General features: G+C 69.0%; 16 protein-coding genes. 6 read left to right on the plus strand and 10 right to left on the minus strand.

Annotation, left to right across the window (positions count from 1 at the left end):
* Window positions 1-23: 23 nt before the first annotated feature.
* The 3 genes from ACVTJA_RS27805 to ACVTJA_RS27815 are packed head-to-tail and all read right to left on the minus strand — an operon-like array spanning window position 24 to window position 4136.
* Window positions 24-1337 carry a M16 family metallopeptidase gene (locus tag ACVTJA_RS27805; RefSeq protein ID WP_465824043.1) on the minus strand — a complete coding sequence of 438 codons (1314 nt, stop codon included), beginning with the start codon at window positions 1335-1337 and terminating at the stop codon, window positions 24-26.
* A gap of 26 nt (window positions 1338-1363) precedes the next feature.
* Window positions 1364-2026: a response regulator gene (locus tag ACVTJA_RS27810; protein WP_465824045.1), complete on the minus strand. Its 663-nt coding sequence runs from the start codon at window positions 2024-2026 to the stop codon at window positions 1364-1366.
* A 4-nt stretch (window positions 2027-2030) separates the two neighbouring features.
* Complete coding sequence (locus tag ACVTJA_RS27815; protein WP_465824047.1) at window positions 2031-4136, minus strand: serine/threonine-protein kinase; 2106 nt, start codon at window positions 4134-4136, stop codon at window positions 2031-2033.
* Window positions 4137-4532: 396 nt separating this feature from the next.
* Between ACVTJA_RS27815 and ACVTJA_RS27820 the strand changes: the two genes are divergently transcribed.
* The 4 genes from ACVTJA_RS27820 (at window position 4533) to ACVTJA_RS27835 (ending at window position 8967) form a co-directional block, all read left to right on the plus strand.
* Window positions 4533-6248 carry an HAD-IG family 5'-nucleotidase gene (locus ACVTJA_RS27820; RefSeq protein WP_465824049.1) on the plus strand — a complete coding sequence of 572 codons (1716 nt, stop codon included), beginning with the start codon at window positions 4533-4535 and terminating at the stop codon, window positions 6246-6248.
* Between the two features lie 109 nt (window positions 6249-6357).
* The gene (locus ACVTJA_RS27825) at window positions 6358-6807 is read left to right on the plus strand and encodes an alpha/beta hydrolase fold domain-containing protein (RefSeq protein WP_465824050.1); all 450 of its coding nucleotides are present in this window, start codon (window positions 6358-6360) and stop codon (window positions 6805-6807) included.
* A 137-nt stretch (window positions 6808-6944) separates the two neighbouring features.
* A complete protein-coding gene (locus ACVTJA_RS27830) occupies window positions 6945-8252 on the plus strand; it encodes a glycerophosphodiester phosphodiesterase family protein (RefSeq protein ID WP_465824052.1) in 1308 nt (435 codons plus the stop codon).
* Window positions 8253-8373: 121 nt separating this feature from the next.
* Window positions 8374-8967: a Uma2 family endonuclease gene (locus ACVTJA_RS27835; protein ID WP_465824053.1), complete on the plus strand. Its 594-nt coding sequence runs from the start codon at window positions 8374-8376 to the stop codon at window positions 8965-8967.
* A gap of 72 nt (window positions 8968-9039) precedes the next feature.
* Here the strand turns inward: ACVTJA_RS27835 and ACVTJA_RS27840 are convergent, their stop codons facing one another.
* The 4 genes from ACVTJA_RS27840 to ACVTJA_RS27855 are packed head-to-tail and all read right to left on the minus strand — an operon-like array spanning window position 9040 to window position 11091.
* Window positions 9040-9480: a cyclophilin-like fold protein gene (locus ACVTJA_RS27840; RefSeq protein WP_465824056.1), complete on the minus strand. Its 441-nt coding sequence runs from the start codon at window positions 9478-9480 to the stop codon at window positions 9040-9042.
* A 47-nt stretch (window positions 9481-9527) separates the two neighbouring features.
* The gene (locus ACVTJA_RS27845) at window positions 9528-9863 is read right to left on the minus strand and encodes a carboxymuconolactone decarboxylase family protein (RefSeq protein ID WP_465824057.1); all 336 of its coding nucleotides are present in this window, start codon (window positions 9861-9863) and stop codon (window positions 9528-9530) included.
* Window positions 9864-9877: 14 nt separating this feature from the next.
* A complete protein-coding gene (locus ACVTJA_RS27850; RefSeq protein WP_465824060.1) occupies window positions 9878-10030 on the minus strand; it encodes a cupin domain-containing protein in 153 nt (50 codons plus the stop codon).
* Between the two features lie 44 nt (window positions 10031-10074).
* On the minus strand, window positions 10075-11091 hold the full coding sequence (locus ACVTJA_RS27855; protein ID WP_465824062.1) for a zinc-dependent alcohol dehydrogenase family protein: 1017 nt from the start codon (window positions 11089-11091) through the stop codon (window positions 10075-10077).
* A 233-nt stretch (window positions 11092-11324) separates the two neighbouring features.
* Between ACVTJA_RS27855 and ACVTJA_RS27860 the strand changes: the two genes are divergently transcribed.
* The gene (locus tag ACVTJA_RS27860) at window positions 11325-12230 is read left to right on the plus strand and encodes a LysR family transcriptional regulator (protein WP_465824063.1); all 906 of its coding nucleotides are present in this window, start codon (window positions 11325-11327) and stop codon (window positions 12228-12230) included.
* Window positions 12231-12291: 61 nt separating this feature from the next.
* On the opposite strand, the gene ACVTJA_RS27865 is transcribed toward ACVTJA_RS27860, so the two are convergent.
* Genes ACVTJA_RS27865 through ACVTJA_RS27875 form a run of 3 tightly spaced genes read right to left on the minus strand, consistent with a single transcriptional unit; the run spans window position 12292 to window position 15196 of the window.
* Window positions 12292-13170: an aminotransferase class IV gene (locus ACVTJA_RS27865; protein WP_465824066.1), complete on the minus strand. Its 879-nt coding sequence runs from the start codon at window positions 13168-13170 to the stop codon at window positions 12292-12294.
* Between the two features lie 23 nt (window positions 13171-13193).
* A complete protein-coding gene (locus ACVTJA_RS27870) occupies window positions 13194-14384 on the minus strand; it encodes a DmpA family aminopeptidase (protein WP_465824068.1) in 1191 nt (396 codons plus the stop codon).
* Between the two features lie 26 nt (window positions 14385-14410).
* The gene (locus ACVTJA_RS27875; RefSeq protein WP_465824070.1) at window positions 14411-15196 is read right to left on the minus strand and encodes a class I SAM-dependent methyltransferase; all 786 of its coding nucleotides are present in this window, start codon (window positions 15194-15196) and stop codon (window positions 14411-14413) included.
* Between the two features lie 233 nt (window positions 15197-15429).
* Between ACVTJA_RS27875 and ACVTJA_RS27880 the strand changes: the two genes are divergently transcribed.
* Window positions 15430-17688 carry a di-heme oxidoreductase family protein gene (locus ACVTJA_RS27880; RefSeq protein WP_465824072.1) on the plus strand — a complete coding sequence of 753 codons (2259 nt, stop codon included), beginning with the start codon at window positions 15430-15432 and terminating at the stop codon, window positions 17686-17688.
* Window positions 17689-17703: the final 15 nt, after the last annotated feature.

The following is a 17703-nucleotide window of genomic DNA, read 5'->3' on the forward strand; positions in this document are numbered from 1 at the left end:
GGGGCTTTCCTTGTCGGGCCGGCTCAGGCCTCGGAGGGCGCGGGCAGCAGCGTCACCACGGAGCGACGCTCGGGGGCGAAGTACTTCGCGGCCACGGCCTTCACCATGTCGTTGGTAATCGACGTGTACGCGGAGGGCAGCGTGAGCAGGCGGCGCCAGTCACCCAGCAGCGCCTCGTAGTGGCCGAGCGCATGGGCGCGGCCGTTGTTGGTGGCCAGCTCGCGCATGTGGTCCGCGCGCAGGTTGTTCTGCGCCTTCTGCAGCTCGCGGTCCGTGATGCCCTCGCGGGCCATCTTCTCCAGCTCCGCGTACAGCGCGGCCTCCACCGTCCGCGGGTCGGAGTCCGGCTTCAGCTCCAGGTAGAACAGGATGGTGCCCGGGTCGATGCGCCAGCTCCAGTCGAGCATGATGGAGACGGCCAGCTTCTGCTCGTACACCAGCGAGCGCACCAACCGGCTCCCCTCGCCCTTCGTCAGCACGTACTGCGCCACGTCCAGGGTGAAGGTGTCGTCCTCGCGCGCGGACGGGCCGCGGAAGCCAATCATCAGCGCGGGCGACTGCGCGGGGTGGCGCACCTGCGCGCGGCGCTCACCCTTCTGCTCCGGCTCCGCGTTGAGCACCTTGGCCGGTGCGGGGCCGCGCGGAATGTCGCCGTAGTACTTGCGCACCAGCGCCAGCGTCTTCTTCGGGTCGATGTCCCCGACGATGTAGAGCACCGCGTTGTTGGGCGCGTAGTACGTGCGGAAGTACTCCTGGCAGTCCTCGCGGGTGATGTTCTCGATGTCCGCCATCCACCCGATGACGGGCCAGCGGTACGGGTGCGCCTTGTAGACGAGCGTGCCCAGCTCCTCGTCCATGATGCCCGCGATGTCGTTGTCCACGCGGACGCGGCGCTCCTCCTTCACCACCTCGCGCTCGCTGGTCAGCGTGTCCTGGGAGATGCGCAGCGAACGCATCCGGTCCGACTCGAGGTCGAGCACCGTCTCCAGCGAGTCGGCGGCGAAGTCGTCGTAGTACACCGTCATGTCATTGGAGGTGTACGCGTTGGAGCGGCCGCCGTTGGACTCCAGCGTCTTGTCGAACATCTTGGGGCCGTACTTCTTCGCCCCGTTGAACATCATGTGCTCGAAGAGGTGGCTGATGCCGGTGATGCCGGGCCGCTCGTTGCGGCTGCCGACCTGGAAGAAGGTGTAGAGGCTGACCACCGGGGCCTGGTGGTTGGCCAGGAGGCGCACCTGGAGGCCATTGGGCAGCGTCGCCTCGTGCACGTCGAACAGGGACTCGAGGGCGGGATCCGCCGCGCGAGCGGGGGCAGTGACTTGGGAAGCCTTGCGCATAGGCCCCCAAAGTACATAGAGCGCGGCTATAGATCCACGACGCCCGCACGCAGGGCCATCACGACGGCTTCCACGTGCGAATTGACGCCCATCTTCCGGTAGATATGTGACAGGTGGGTCCGCACGGTGCGCCGCTCCAGCGTCATCACCTGCCCCACCTCGGCGTTGGACAGGCCCTTGGCCACGAACCTCAGCACCTCGAACTCCGTGGGGGTGAGGCTCCAGGGGTTCTCCGCCTTCTTCTCCGGCGCCGGCTTCGCCTGCACGGACTGGAAGTAGTTCCAGAAGCGGCGGGCGATGATGGGCTCCAGCACCGTGCCGCCCTCCATCACCTCCTGGATGCCGGAGCGAATCTTCTCCGGCCCCACCCGCTTCACGAGGTAGCCGGACGCGCCGGCCTGGATGGCCTCGTAGACCTTCTGCTCGTCGTCGAACGACGTGAGGATGAGGATTTCCACCTCGGGCGCGCGGCGCTTCACCCGCTGCGTCACCTGGATGCCGTTGATGCCGGGCAGCTCCAGGTCCAGCAGCACGAGCTGCGGCCGCACCTCGAGGATGGCCTCCACCGCGGCCTCGCCCTCCTGCGACGTGCCCACCACCTCCAGCTCCGGGAAGGTGCCCAGCACCTTGACCAGGTTCTTCAGGAGCTGCGGCTGGTCCTCGACGACGAAGATGCGGGTCCGGTCCATGGAGTCACCGTCTTGGAGTGTTGACGAAGTTCACCACCAACTTGCGATGTTGCCCGCGCGCGAAGCGCAACTCCGAGTCCTGGGCCTCGCCGGTGGCGATGGACACCAGCCGGATGAGCCGCGTCCCGGCCTTGATGGGGAGGCGGGACAGCGGCGCGTGCCGGCTCACCCTCTCTCCGTCGATGTACACGCGCGCGGGCACGTTGGAGGAGATGGTGAGGTACGCGCGCTGGGACTTCGGCGGCAGCTTCGCCTCGGAGACGTCCTCCTCCTCCGCCGGAGCCGTATCCTGCGCGGCGGCCGCATGGACGGACTCCGGAGGCCGCACGGGCTCGGGAGGCGAAGGCTGGGGCACCGGCTCGGGCTCCGGAGGCACCGGCGCTTCGGACGGCTGGACCGCGAGCTCCGGGTCCCGGTTGGGGGGACCGCCCTCCTCGGGTTGTCCGCCGAGGCGCCACGCGGCGAGCACGAAGCTGAACACGCCCACCAGCGCCAGCACGCCGGCAATGGCCATCAACTTCCCGCGCCGGCGGGTGGTGCGAGACAGGTTCTCCTCCACCGTCATCGCCCGCTGCGCCGCGGAGATGGCCGGCTCGGAAGGCGGCGGCCTGGCGATGTCGTCGCGCTCCTTCGTACCAGCGCGGACGGACGCGGAGAACGGCTCGGGCAGCGGGCGCGGAGCGCGCTCGGCGGCCGGGCGGCGCGGCCGGACGGTGCGGCGGCCGGACGTGGAGACGGAGACGGACAGCTCCTCGTCGTCCTCGGACGGGCTCGGGCCGGAGAAGTCCTCCACCGAGCGGATGCGTGCGTTGCGCGCGCCGGCGCGCGTGGGCTGCTGTCCGTTGGCGCCGCCCTGCGGGACGAGCTGCTTGCGAGGCTTCGGCGGAGCCGCGCCCGGAGGCGCCTCCCAGCCGAGCTCCAGCGGCCCCGCCTGTCCCGGTCCGGTGTCCTCCCCTTCCTCGGCCGGAGCCTCCTTCCGCTCGGGCGCTCGGGCGCGCGAGGGGGGCGCCGCCGGCTCCGGCTCGTAGTCCTCCGGGCGGTACTCCTCGAAGGCGGGCGTGGCGGAGTCCTGCGTTTCCGCGCCGGCCTCGTCCTCCGAGAGCGAGCGGCTGAAGGGCGCGCGCTGGATGATGGAGGCCTCGGGCTCCTCGGCGTGGAGGTCGTCCATCTCCGCGCCGGAGATGGGCTCCAGGGTGAAGGTCTCCTTGAACGGCGCGGGCCCCACCATGCCAGCGAGGCTCACCTCGTTGGGGAACAGCTCTCCCACGAAGCGGCGCACGTCGTCCGCCGTCGGCATGCCGCCGCTGGCCGCGAGGAAGTTGCGCAGCGAGGCCGCGAACTCTCCGCACGAGCGGAAGCGCCGCTGCGGGCTCGCGTCCATCGCGCGGAGGATGAGCGGGTCCAGGCGCGCATTGATGCGCCGGTCCACCCGGCTGGGCGGAGGCAGCGCCTCGGCGCGGCGCGTGGAGACACCTCCGCCTCCCGCCACCACGGGCTCGCGCTGGGTGAGCAACTCGTACGCGATGGCTCCCAGCGAGTAGACATCGGACTGCTCGGTGTGGGCCTCGCCGCGCGTCACCTCGGGGGCGCGGTACGTGCCACGGCCGCGGTTGCCAAACGCGCGCCGCAACTGCGGCACCGCCATGAGGGCACGCAGCGCGCCGAAGTCGCACACCGCGGGCGTGCCGTCGCGCGACAGCACCACGTTGCCCGGCGTGAGGGCGCCGTGGAGGACGCCGGCCTCATGCGCCTGCTGCACGGCCTCCAGCAACTGGATGACGATGTGGAGCGCCACCGCGTGCGGCAGCACCACCTCCTTGGTGTGGAGCCGCTGCAGCGCGAGGCCGAGCGTGAAGCCATCCAGGTCCTCGCGCACCACGGCGAGCCGCTGGCGCACCACGCCGATGTCCACCACGTGGAGGATGCCGGGGTGGCGCACGGACTGGAGCAGCCGCGTCGTCTCCGCGAGGTCCAGCGCGTAGGCCGGGTCCGACGTCTTGGGGTGGAAGAGCTTCACCACCACTTCGCTCGCGGGGAGCTGGAGGCCCTCGTACAGCTCCGCGAGCTCGCCGGTCTCGATGCGGCCTGTCAGCCGGTACGTGGCGCTCATCGCTTCTTCCGCGCCGGGCGGCGCCGGGATACGGCGGAGAAGACGAAGCCACACCAGACGCACGACTCACCGCGTCGGCCCTTGGGGAGCTCCAGGGTGCAGCCGGGGCAGCGGGGCCGCGCGCGAGCGGGGACTGCCCGCGTGGGCTCGCTCGCCGTCCGAGGGGCCTGGCGAGCGGCGGGCCGGGAGGTGCTCGCGCTCACATTCATGCGGAGCCGGGCCTCCAGGAGACGCACCCTGTCTTCGAGCGCGGAGATCCGGGCGGACAGGCGCACATGGACCTCCTCGGCATTCTCGGAGGGCTGGCGTCGGACGGTCGAGCGCATCGGGGACAGGGAGCGTGCCACGCCCTCTTCTTACCCCGCAAGGACCGCGCCGGGGAGGGATGCGCATGCTATGTGTTGGTGTCCCGTGTCCCAGACTCTCTCTCCCTTCCACCCCATCCCCGGCGGGCCCATGCAGGACCCGCTTCACGGGAGCTTTCGTTCACCTCTCAACCAGGCCCGGGCGGTGAACGCCACGAAGCGTGCCCACGAGCTGATGAACGAGGAGGCGCTCGCCGAGCTGATTGCGCTGCATCGGGATCGGCATCGGCATGACGTGGTGCCCCGGGCGCGGGAGGTGTTCGTCAACCGCAACCTGCGCATGTCGAGCGTGGAGCTCATCGGCTTCGACATGGACTACACGCTGGCCATCTACCACATGCGCCGGCTGGAGCAGCTCTCGTTCGACATGACGTTGGCGAAGCTGGTGACGGAGTACGGCTACCCGCCGATGGTGGGCGGCCTGCTCTATGACCATCACTTCGTGATGCGCGGGCTGGCGGTGGACCGGCTGAACGGCAACATCCTGAAGATGGACCGCTTCGGCCACGTGGGCCGCGCGTTCCACGGGCTGCGTCCGCTGAAGCCGGAGGTGTGGCGCGAGCTGTACCGCAACAAGCGCGTGCGCCTGCGCAACCCCCAGTTCGCGTGGAACGACACGCTCTTCGCGTTGCCGGAGACGTGCCTCTTCGCGGGCATCATCGAGCTGATGGAGTCGCTCGGGCAGCGCGTGGACTACGGGAAGCTGTACGACGACATCCGCGAGGCCATCGACACGATTCACCGGGACAACTCGCTCAAGCGCGAGGTGCGCAAGGACCTGGGCCGCTACGTGTTCCTGGACCCGGAGCTGGGGCCGGCGTTGCACAAGCTGCGCTCGGGAGGGAAGCGCCTGTTCCTGCTGACGAACTCGGCGTGGGACTACACGGACGCGGTGATGAAGTACCTCCTGGACGGGCAGCTCGCGGAGTACCCGAGCTGGAGGAACTACTTCGACGTGGTGGTGACGGCGGCGGGCAAGCCGGGCTTCTTCGCGGAGGGGCGTCCCTTCCTGGAGTTGGACCCGAGCACCGAAGAGGGCCGCGTCATCGGCGAGGCGAGCTCGCTGGACCGGGGCAAGGTGTACTCGGGCGGCAACCTGCCGCGCTTCGAGGAGCTGACGGGCTACCGCGGGGAGAACATCCTCTACGTGGGAGACCACATCTACGGCGACATCCTGAAGTCGAAGAAGTCGTCGCTGTGGCGCACGTGCATGGTGGTGCAGGAGATCGAGGACGAAATCACGTACACCGACTCGCGGCAGGAGGAGATTGAGACACTGTCGCAGGTGGAGCGGGTGCGCGAGCGTCTGGACGATGAAGTGAACCACCACAAGACGCTGCTCAACACGCTGGAGCGCCGTCTGGAGCGCGAGCCGCTGACGAAGGACGAGCGGGTGCAGGCGGAAGAGCTGCGCAAGCAGACGAAGGCCGAGCTGGACCGGATGCGCCGCGCGATGAAGGAAGCGAGCGAGATTGCCGACACGTTGGAGCAGGACGTGGAGGAAGGCTTCAACCCGTACTGGGGCCTGCTGTTCAAGGAGGGCAACGAGAACAGCCGCTTCGGGTACCAGGTGGAGCAGTACGCGTGTCTCTACACGAGCCGCGTGTCGAACTTCCTGCACCACTCGCCCATGCAGTACTACCGCTCGCCGCGCGACAAGATGCCGCACGAGCAGGCCGGTGTGCTGACCGCGGCGCTGTCACCCATGGGTGGAGAGGGGCCGCCGAAGGGCGCTGGGAAGGACTGAGCGCCCGGACATATGCGAAGCCTTCGGAGCCGCCTGTTCCGTCTCTACATCAAGCGCAGGACGTCGCGGGGTAGGGGCGCCACGCTGGCGGAGCGGCGCCGGTGGCTGGATGAGCGTCGCGACCACGCTCAAGCTGCGTGACGAGGGACGCCCGCTGCCCGGCTGCGTGGTGGCGCTGTCCCCGTGGATGGACCTGGAGGTCGCGGGCGAGTCCGCCACCACGCGTGCCCGGGTGGACCCCTTCTTCCCCTCGCCGGACGGGCTGCTGCAATCCGCGCGGATGTACGCGGCCGGGACGTCCCCGCGCCATCCGTACGTGTCGCCCGTGCACGCGGACCTGCACGGTCTGCCTCCGCTCTACCTTCAGGTGGGGGACCTCGAAATCCTGCTCAGCGACTCGGAGACGGTGGCGCGCAAGGCGCGCGAAGCGGGCACCGACGTCACGCTCGAGGTGTGGCCCGGCATGTGGCACGTGTGGCAGGCGCTCACGCGGTACGTGCCGGAGGCCCGCCGCGCGATGGAACAGGTGGGCGCTTTCGTGCGCGGACGGCTCGGCTGACGCGCGAGACTTCGTGGCATAACGCTCACACGTCCGTCCTCGAATCGTGGCGGACTCTTGACGTCATGGCTTCATCCAGGAGTTGCAAGGTGCGCGCGCTTTCCGACCCTCAACTCCCGCAAGGAGCCGTGCGCCTCATGACGCCGACGAGATTGATGACTCTCGCCGCGGTGACCCTCTCCGCGTGCCTCGCCTCCCCTTCCGTCGTGTCCGCGAAGGACAACCAGGACGACGCGCACGACAGCCGCATCGAGCTGTTCGGCCGCAAGCCCCAGCGCCGCATCAACGTGCAGGTGGGCCCGCGCCCGTACTACCTCGTCGAGGACATGGATGAGAGCGCGCTGAAGCGGAAGCTGCAGCAGTGCTCCGAGGGCCCGTTCTACAAGACGGAGTTCTCCATCGCCCACCGCGGCGCCCCGCTCCAGTTCCCCGAGCACACCAAGGAGTCCTACGAGGCCGCGGCCCGCATGGGCGCCGGCATCCTCGAGTGTGACGTCACCTTCACCAAGGACCGTCAGCTCGTGTGCCGTCATTCGCAGTGCGACCTGCACACCACCACCAACATCCTGGCCATCCCCGCGCTGGCCGCGAAGTGCACGCAGCCCTTCCAGCCGGCGAACCCCACCACGGGCCGCGCGGCCTCGGCGCTGTGCTGCACCAGCGACATCACCCTCGCCGAGTTCAAGCAGCTCTGCGGGAAGATGGACGCGGCCAACCCCGCCGCGACGACGGTGGCCCAGTACCTCGGCGGCACGCCGAACTGGCGCACGGACCTGTACTCCGCCTGCGGCACCGTGCTCTCGCACAAGGAGAGCATCGAGCTCTTCAAGAAGCTCAACGTGAAGTTCACGCCCGAGCTCAAGGCGCCCAGCGTCCCCATGCCGTTTGAGGGCGAGTACACGCAGCAGATGTACGCGCAGCAGATGCTCAACGAGTACAAGCAGGCGCGCGTCGACCCGGATGACGTGTGGCCGCAGTCGTTCGACCTGAACGACGTCCTCTACTGGATTCAGCACGAGCCGCGCTTTGGCAAGCAGGGCGTGTACCTGGACGGCCGTTACGAGATTCCGGGCACCATCTTCGACCCGAACAACCCGACCACGTGGATTCCGAGCATGGACGAGCTGGTGGACTCGGGCGTGAAGGTCATCGCGCCGCCCATCTACGTGCTGCTGACGTTGGACTCGGCGGGGAAGATCGTCCCCTCGGCGTACGCGAAGGCCGCGCGGGCCGCGGGGCTGGAGATCATCACCTGGTCCTTCGAGCGCGCCGGTCCCCTCAAGGGCGGCGGCGGCTTCTACTACCAGTCCGTGGCGCCCGCGATTAACAACGACGGCGACATGTACGTGGCGCTCGACGTGCTTGCCCGGCAGGTGGGCGTCATCGGCATCTTCAGCGACTGGCCCGGCAGCGTGACGTACTACGCGAACTGCATGGGCCTGTAGGCGCCGCGCTGGCGGTGAATGTCAGACCCCTCCGTAGACTCCCGCCCTGACAGGTTGACTCCCCGTTACATCGGGTGTCATACCAGCAACCTGTCAGGTTGTTTCTCCGGGAGGCGTGCGTATGGGGCAGGACAAGGGGAAGAAGCCGGTTTCCTACGAGGACATCGAGGCTCTTCCGCCAGGATGGGTGGGGGAAATCGTCGCGGGGGAGCTGTACGCGTCACCGCGGCCCGCAGTCGGGCACTTGAAGGTTTCCATGTGGCTCGGCGCGCTCCTGGCCACCCAGGTCGAGGAGACTCCGACGGGGCCGGGAGGTTGGTGGTTCCGCGCCGAGCCGGAGCTGCACTTCGAGCCGAACGTCGTCGTGCCGGACCTCGCGGGATGGCGCCGCGAGCGGTTTCCGGAGCCAGCCGACCCGGAGACGCCGTGGCTCACGGTCGCGCCGGACTGGGTCTGCGAGGTGCTGTCCCCTTCCACGCGTACGGTGGACCGCGTGCGGAAGATGCCGCTGTACCACCGCGAGGGCGTGCAGCACGCGTGGCTCATCGACCCCGTGCGCCGCACGCTGGAAGTGTACGGACGCGGGAAGAATGGCTGGGTGCGGACGGCGCTGTACGGCGGGAACACGGTGATTCGCGAGGCACCGTTCGAAGACGTCTCGCTGGACCTGGGGCGCCTGTGGACACCCGGGCCAGGCGGCGCGGCCCACCCCTAGTCGAGACAGCTTGGAGCTGCTCACGAGCCCGCGGGCACGTCCCTGGCAAGTGCGCGGCGCGCTACGGTGCATCTACTTCGCGAGCTCCACCGTCACCTTGACGGAGCCCGGCACGTTCAGCGCGTCCACTCCGGAGTCGAGCCTGCCCATCACGATGATGCCGCCGCCGCTGGTGATGGTCTGGCCATCGTGGCGATAGAAGATGGCCAGGTCAGGACCGGGAGGCCAGTACACGACGTCACCGACCTCATAGGTCTGCGTCCGCCCTCCCCCTTCCGAGATGGCCCTGGGCAGATGCGCGAACTTCTCGCGCTTGAACAAGTCGTTCATCGTCAGCGTGAGCGGGAGCAGCGAGGCGAAGTCCCTGGCGGTCTCGTTGTCGCGCAGCGTGGCGTTCAGGACCTCGTCTCCCACTCTCAGGCGAATCTTCATGGTGCGTGTCTCGACAGGGGTACGTTGCCGCGCGTGGACGATGAGTGCCGGCAGGTTCAGGCCGAGGGCGAGCACGGCCATGACGGCCACCCGGGTTCTTCGTGGGCGCGACGAGGAAGACGCGGCGCTCAAGGCGCCTTCTTCCCAAAGAGTTCCTTGGCGCGCGCGATGGCGGACATGGCGTTGGGCCAGCCGACGTAGAACGCCAGATGGGTGATGAGCTCGACGAGCTCCTCCTGCGTCACGCCGTTCTCGATGGCGCGAGGAAAGTGGAAGCCCATCTGCTCCGTCTTGCCCGTCGCCACGAGCGCGGCGCAGGTGATGAGGCTGCGGTCGCGCTTGGACAACTGCGGCCGCTCCCAGACGTCGCCGAAGAGCACGTCGTCGGTCAGCTCGACGAGCTTGGGGGCGAAATCGCCGATGGCCTTCTGGGCGGCGGTGGCGGGCTTCTCGGTGGTGCGCATGTTGCGTTCTCCTTTCAGGGCTGCGCGCTGTACTGCGCGTCGGTGACCTTCTCCATCCACTCGACGACCTTGCCGTCGAGCGCCTCCTGGATGGCCAGATGGGTCATGGCAGTGGTGGGCGAGGCGCCGTGCCAGTGCTTCTGTCCGGGCGGAATCCACACCACCATGACTCGCACCGTCGCGGACCGCGCGCTTGAGTCCTCCGCGAGTGTCAGGGACGCAGCAGCGTCTTGATGGCGCGGCGCTCATCCATCGCGCGGTAACCCTCCGCGACCTGCTCGAGCGGTAGCGTCAGGTCGAAGACCTTGCCGGGGTTGACCTTCTGGCTCAGCACGAGGTCGATCAGCTTGGGCAGGTAGCGGCGCACCGGAGCCGGACCACCGTGAAGATGCACGTGAGAGAAGAACAGGCCCTGCCCGTCGAGCTTCACGCCGTGCGGGACACCGACGTAGCTCACGAACCCGCCCGGGCGCGTGGCGCCAATCGCCTGTTGCATCGACTCCTGCGTGCCCACGCACTCGAGGACCGCGTCCGCGCCGACGCCCCGGGTCAGCTCCTTGATGCGGGCGACGCCTTCGTCACCGCGCTCGGTCACGATGTCCGTCGCGCCGAACTCACGAGCGAGCTTCTGCCGCGGCGCATGGCGGCTCATCGCGATGATGCGCTCCGCGCCCATCTGCCTGGCGGACAGGACGGCGAGCAGTCCGACGGCGCCATCGCCGACAACCGCCACGGTCATTCCCGGCTTCACGTTGGCCGCATCGGCGGCGAACCAACCGGTACCGAAGACGTCGGAGACCGCGAGCATGCTGGGAATCAGCGCGTCCGGAGGAACCTCGGGCGTGGCCACCAGGGTCCCGTCCGCGAGCGGCACACGAACCCTGGGCGCCTGCGCGCCGACGACGGGCTCGCGGTGCTGGCACGACGACTGGTAGCCGGCCTTGCAGTGCGGACACGTATTGTCGGAAGCGAAGAACGAGCCGATGACGAACTGTCCGGGCTTGATCGAGGTGACGGCGCTTCCGACCTCCTCGACGATGCCGCAGTACTCGTGCCCCATCGGAGTCGGCTGCTTGACTTCGTTGATGCCGCGATAGCTCCACAGGTCGGAGCCGCACACGCAGGTGGCGGACAAGCGAAGGATGGCGTCGGTGGGCTGGACGATCTTCGGGTCGGCGCGCTCTTCGAAGCGCACGTCGCGGGGGGCATGGATGACGGTTGCTCGCATGAGCGGGCTCCTTCCTGGGTTTGGGCCGAGGGGCTGCTGTCTCGGTTGCCTCTCCCCCGGCACCGCGCGTGGCACGGCGTCGAGGCGAGTGCTGGGGACACCCCATGAAGTACGCCTCACCCCCGCACGGCACTAGAGGTGCGGCGGCTAATGGGCTGTTAAGCGATGATTGAAAGTGCCGTGCGCCTTCCCACGTGCGGCGAAGTCTCCAGGGTCTCGCAGGAGCTCGCTCGATGAAGACGGCCCTCCTTCCGCAGTTGCAGGTGTTCTTCGCGGTGGCTCGCCTGCGCAGCTTCAGCGGCGCTGCGCGCGAGCTGGGCGTCTCCACGGCCGCGGTGAGTCAGTCCGTGCGCCAGCTCGAGGAGCAGCTGCGAGTGGTGCTCCTCACCCGCACGACGCGCAGCGTGTCGCTGACAGAGGCCGGTCGGCGCCTGGTGGAGGGCGCGGGTCCCGGTCTCGGCCAGGTGCTCGCCGCACTCAACGAGGTCTCGGCCCAGCCGGGAGAGGCGGTGGGACATCTCAAGCTGTCGGTGCCGCGGGCCGCGATGCCCTTCCTCATCACCCCGGTGCTGCCCACCTTCCGCGAGCGACACCCGCGCGTGGAGGTGGAGATCGTCATCGAGGACCGCTTCGTGGACATCGTGGCCGAGGGCTACGACGCCGGCGTGCGGCTGAGCGAGGCCATCGAGCGTGACATGGTGCAGGTGCGTCTCACCGACGCCTTCCGCTTCGTGGTGGTGGCGGCCCCGAGCTACCTCGAGCGCCACGGCACCCCGCAGCGTCCCGAGGACCTGCTGCGCCACGAGTGCATCACCTTCCGCTCACAGACGACGGGGGTGCTCTACGTGTGGGAACTCGAGCGCGGGCGCAGGAACTGGCGCGTGCCCGTGCGGGGTGGCGTCGTGACCAACGACCACATGGCCAGTCTTGCACTGGCGGCCGAAGGCATGGGCCTGGCGTACGCTTTCGAGCCAGCGGTGCAGGAGCATTTGCGCGCGGGGCGGCTCGTGAGGGTGCTCGAGGCCTATGCGCCCACCGTGCCCGGCTACTTCCTATACTTCCCCAGCCGCGCGCAGCGCTCCGCGCCCCTGCGCCTCTTCATCGAAGCGGCACGCGAGCTCTCCGTCAGGGCGGTGTGAGCCATCCGTTCGCGAAGCTCCGTGGCACCTGGGGCGCGACTGCGCTGCCCCGTTTCTCGGCCTACTTCTCCGGCCCCAGGTCCGCGGGCGCCTCCAGCCCCATGCGCTGGAGCAGCGCCCGCTGGAGCGCGAGCGTCATCGGCCCCGGCTTCCCCTCCCCTACCTTTGCTCCGTTCACCGCGACCACGGGCTGCACGTCCGTGGTCGTCCCGGCGAGGAACACCTCCTGGTACCGGCCCCGGTCATTCACCGCCGCCGCCTGCTCCTTGACCGGCATCCCCAGCTCACGCGCCAGGTCCAGCACGATGTCTCGCGTGACGCCGGGAAGGATGCGCGGGTTCTTCGGGTGCGTGTGGAGCACTCCGTCCATCACGACGAACACGCTCGTGGAGGCGCCCTCGGTGATGACGCCATCTCGAACCAGCAGGGCCTCGAACACGCCGGCCTCACGTGCCTGCTGTTTGGCCATGATGTTGGGCAGCAGGTTCACCGTCTTCAAGTCGCACCGGGCCCAGCGCAGGTCCGGGAGCATCAGCGCGCTCACGCCCTCCTTGCGCTGCGTCCACGGCACCTGGAACGGTGAGGCGGACAGGTAGAGCGTGGGCGGAGTCCCCGCTGGCGGGAAGTAATGGGTGCGCGGCGCGGCGCCTCGGGTGAGCTGCAGGTACACCGTCGCCTGCCGTCCCGTCAGCCCGTTGGCCTCCAGGAGCTGCTGGCTGATGTCGCGCACCCGCGCCCGCGTGAAGCCCTCGGGCACCGACAGCTTCAGCTCCTTGATGCCTCGCTGCAGCCGCTCCCAGTGTGCTTCATCCGCGAACAGTCCGCTCGGGAGCACGCGCGTCACCTCGTACACGCCGTCCCCGAAGAGGAAGCCCCGGTCCTCCACCGACACGCGGGCCTGCTCCAGCGGGAGGAACTCTCCATTCAGATAGACGTGCAATCGCGCCTCCGAGTGCTCGTGTCTCAGGGTGTCGCAGCCGGGCCGATTCCATGCTGGCGCAGCACCTCGCGCACCCTCGATAGCGGAATGGCCTCCACCTTCTGTCCATTCCCGCTCACCGTGCTGGCCATGAAGAGCGAATTGTAGATGGCCTCCTCCGTCGCTTCGACCACCGCCCGGAACAGCGGCGACGCCGCGTCGTTGCCCAGCGTCTCCACTGTCATCCGCTCGGCGTTGAAGGCCCGGCGCACCGAGGTCGCCGTGGAGAATGCGATGACGTAGTCCCCCGAGCCATTCGACGCCGACGAGCCCGTACGACCCAGTCCCAGCGTGGCGCGCTCCGCGAGCCTCCGGAGATTGCGGTGGTCCAGCGGCGCGTCCGTGGCCACGACCATCATGATGGACCCGTCACCGCGCTCCTCGACGTCCTTCTGGAACGCGTAGCGCCCGAGCGCCCTGCCCACCGGCGCGCCCATCACCTGCAAGACGCCGCCGTAGTTGGACTGCACCAGCACGCCCACCGTGTAGCCGCCCAGCTTCTTCGGCAGCACGCGCGACGACGTGCCGATGCCGCCCTTCCAGCCGAAGGCCACCGTCCCCGTCCCCGCTCCAACGCTGCCCTCCACCACCGGCCCCGAGGTGGCCTGCGCGAGCGCGGCCCGCACCTCCTTGTCGCCCACCGGCCGCGTGCGGATGGCATTGAGGCGCCCGTCGTTCGTCTCGCCCACCACGGGGTTGATGGAGCGCACGTCCTCCATGCCGGGCTGCTCCAGCATCCAGCCCACCAACGCATCCGCCACGCGCCAGACGCACAGCGTGCAGGTGAGCAGCACCGGAGACTCCAGCTCGCCCAGCTCGTTCACCTGCGTGCTGCCGAGCAGCTTGCCGAACCCGTTCATCACGTGGATGGCGGCCGGCACGCGCTCGCGGAACAGATTGCCACCGTGCGGGAGGATGGCCGTCACGCCCGTGCGCACCGAGTCCCCCGCAATCACCGTGGCGTGCCCCACCCGCACACCGGCCACGTCCGTGATTCCGTTGTGCGGCCCCGGCGTGAAGATGCCCGGCGCCACACCGAGCTCCCGCGCGCGCACTCGCGGCTCCGTGGGAGCCTTCCTCTCGTCCGCCATCTTCTCCTCCTTCGGCGCGAGCGCATGCGCCGGCCCGCACAGCAGCAGGCCCAGCACGCACCACGCCAGTGCATCGCCGCGCATCCTCCACCTCCAGACAGGAAGCTGCCCTACGGAACCGGCACCGGCCCCATCCGTCCCCAGACGACATCCGTGAAGCGCGAGCCCGGCTCCGGCTCGAGCCCGAGCTTCTTCAGGTCATCCGAGTACCGCGCGCCCTTCACCACCACCCAGCGCCGCGCCACCCGGCGCCCTTCCGCCAGCGTCTCCGGCGTCAGCGGCGCGTGCTCGGCAAAGCGGCGCAGCACCTCGAACGCGGGCTGCGCCTTCTTCGGCTTCCCGAACATCGGGTCGAAGAACACGACGTCGAACGCACCGGACGGCAGCGTCTTCAGGTACTCGCGCGCATCCGCGTGCATCACCTCGATGGGGCCCGAGTCCGGCCCCAGCTCGTAGCGGCGCAGTCCCTCTCCGGCCACCACGCTCAGCGCGAGGCTCTTCTCCAGCCCCACCACGCGCCCGGAAGGGCCCACCGCCAGCGACGCCACCAGCGCGTCCTGCGCGAGCCCCAGCGTGCAGTCCAACACCGAGTCCCCGGGCCGCAGCTCCGCCACGCGCACGAAGGCATCCGGCTCGCCGTCGCGCAGGCGCATGCGACGCAGGTGCGCCATGCCCGCGTGGAACCCGAACGAGCCCTCCTTGTCCCACAGCGTGACGCCGTCCACACCCACCACCAGCAGCGCGTCCGCCTTCACGCCGAACCACGGAGCAACGCCTTCCTTCGAACGCCGGGGAAGGAACGGCAGGCCCCAGCGCGAAGCCACGGCCCGCGCCTCGCGAATCTGGTCCGCGTCCACCTTCGTGCTGGTCGTCACCGCGAGCGGAATCGGCGCCATGTCCGCCGCGCATCCTGCCCGACAGCGCGCCCGTGGCAACGCCTCCGTCGAGCAGAGCTGACGCTTTGCGGCAAGCGGCTCGACGCGCCGCGTTCGACGTCGCACAGCCGACAGGGCCAACCCCGCTTACCGAAATTCATAGGAATTCTTATCGACTCGGCTAAAACCCGACTTACTTCGGACGATGGAGAATGTGGCTCTGTCGTGCGGAGTGGCTCGCTGGGGAGAAAACCATGCGCAACAGAACCGCAGGACTTGCAGTGGTCGTTCTCGTCGCCACGCTGCTCGCGTGCGACGCATTCGCGGCAACCTACGGCGTCACGCCGTCGGGCTCCTCCGCGCTCTTCTACGTCGACACCACGTCGTGGGCGGACATCCACTACATCAAGAACAACGGAGGCCAGCTCAACATCCGGATGGCGGTGACCAACGGCCGCAACGAGTACGCGGTGACGGGGCTCGTCGCGGGCGACTTCATCGACTACTCGTTCACGTACTGGGACGTGACCTGCAACTGTGCTCGCGACACCACGTGGACGCGGTACACGCACTCCGGCACGCCGCCGCCACCGGTGGACGCCGGCACGCCCGACTCGGGGACGCCTGACGCGGGCTCCACGGATGCGGGCCAGCCCCCTCCTCCTCCGACGGGAAACATCGTCCCGCTCTTCGACAACACCACCGCGCTGGAGCCGGCCACCGTGGAGGATACGGCCACGGCCCTCATCACCCGCATCGGTGACCGCGTCCGCGACCGCCACGCGCGCGAGGACGAGTACCAGGCCTACGACCACTACCTGCAGCTCTACTTCCAGAACCGCACGCACAGCATCGAAATCGTCGACGAGGTGGCCAAGGGCGGCAGCCGCATCGTCGTGAACCTGCGCACCATCTACCCGTACGACAGCCCGGACTTCCGCGCGTTCTTCCGCGGCCTCAACACCGTGGCCGAGTACTTCCACAACGCCGACTTCACCACCGTCAATGACTACCTCTACACGGCCAGCGTCAACTTCAACGCCAAGGAAGGCCGGGCCATCCGCGTCGGTGACCGGATGGAAATCGAGGTGGGGGTCTTCCTTCGGCAGCCGGTGGAAGGCCGTTTCAACTACTACTCCACGGCCATGCTCTACATCGTCGGACAGGGCGGCATCGTCCCGTTCGAGGTGTCCGGCGCGACGGAGGACTCGTTCGCCATGCCCGAGGCCGGCTGGAGCGGCGGCCGCACGACGCAGAACCAGCCCATGTCCAACGAGCCGGACAACCGGTTCCTGCAGATGGCGCTGAACATGGCCCCCGTGAATGCGCAGCCCTTCGTCGAGGGCCGGCGCATCCACCACACGAACTTTGGGGACGGCAGCCACTCCGAGCAGCCCAACCCGGTCTTCACCGCGCAGGCGGGCAAGCTCGGGCCGAACTATGTGTCCGCGTCCTGCATCTCCTGCCACGTGCAGAACGGCCGCGGCCTGCCCCCCGCCTCGGTCAACACCACGCTGGGCAACTACGTGGTGAAGGTGGGCAATGCCAGCGGCGGGGCGGATGCGTTCCTCGGCTACCGCTTGCAGCCCCGCCGCACCAGCGGCACGCCCGAGGCGGATGTCCGCATCTCCGGGTGGGCAACCACGAGCGGCACCTTCAGTGACGGCACCGCGTACCAGCTCCGCAAGCCGGCCTATGGCTTCGTGAACGTCACGCCCACGAACTACTCGGCCCGCATTACCCCGCAGCTCGTGGGCATGGGCCTGCTGGAGGCGGTACCGGAGAGCGCCATCGCCGCGCTGGCGGACCCGAACGACAGCAACGCGGACGGCATCTCCGGGAAGATGCAGACGCTGCGCGACCCGGAGACGGGCGCGACGCGGCTGGGCCGCTTCGGCTGGAAGGCGGGCGCGGCGAAGCTGAAGCACCAGATTGCCGACGCGCTGGTGAACGACATGGGCGTGACGTCGCCCATCTTCACGGCCATGGACTGCGGTGCGCAGCAGACGGGCTGCTCCGGGACGAGCACGGAGCTGTCCGCGTCCGACCTGGACAAGCTCACGCGCTACATCGCCCTGCTCGGCGTGCCGGCGCGGCGGGACTTGCGTGACGCCACGGCCCTGCGCGGCGAGACGCTGTTCTCCAGCGCGGGCTGCGCGAAGTGCCACACGGCGACGCTGACCACCAGCCCGTACCACCCGAACGCGGAGCTGCGCGGACAGACCATCCACCCCTACTCGGACCTGCTGCTGCACGACATGGGCACGGGGCTGGCGGACAACCTCGGCGAGGGCCTGGCCACCGGCTCCGAGTGGCGCACGCCTCCGCTGTGGGGCATCGGCCTGACGGCGGGCGTCAGCGGCGGCGAGGCGTACCTGCATGACGGCCGCGCCCGCAACCTCACCGAGGCCATCCTCTGGCACGGCGGTGAGGCGCAGAACGCGAAGAACGCCTTCACCAGCATGAGCGCCGCGGACCGCGCCGCGCTGCTCAAGTTCCTGCAGTCGCTGTAGGTAGCGCGTAGTTGC

It is taken from the genome of Pyxidicoccus sp. M6 (assembly GCF_055568925.1).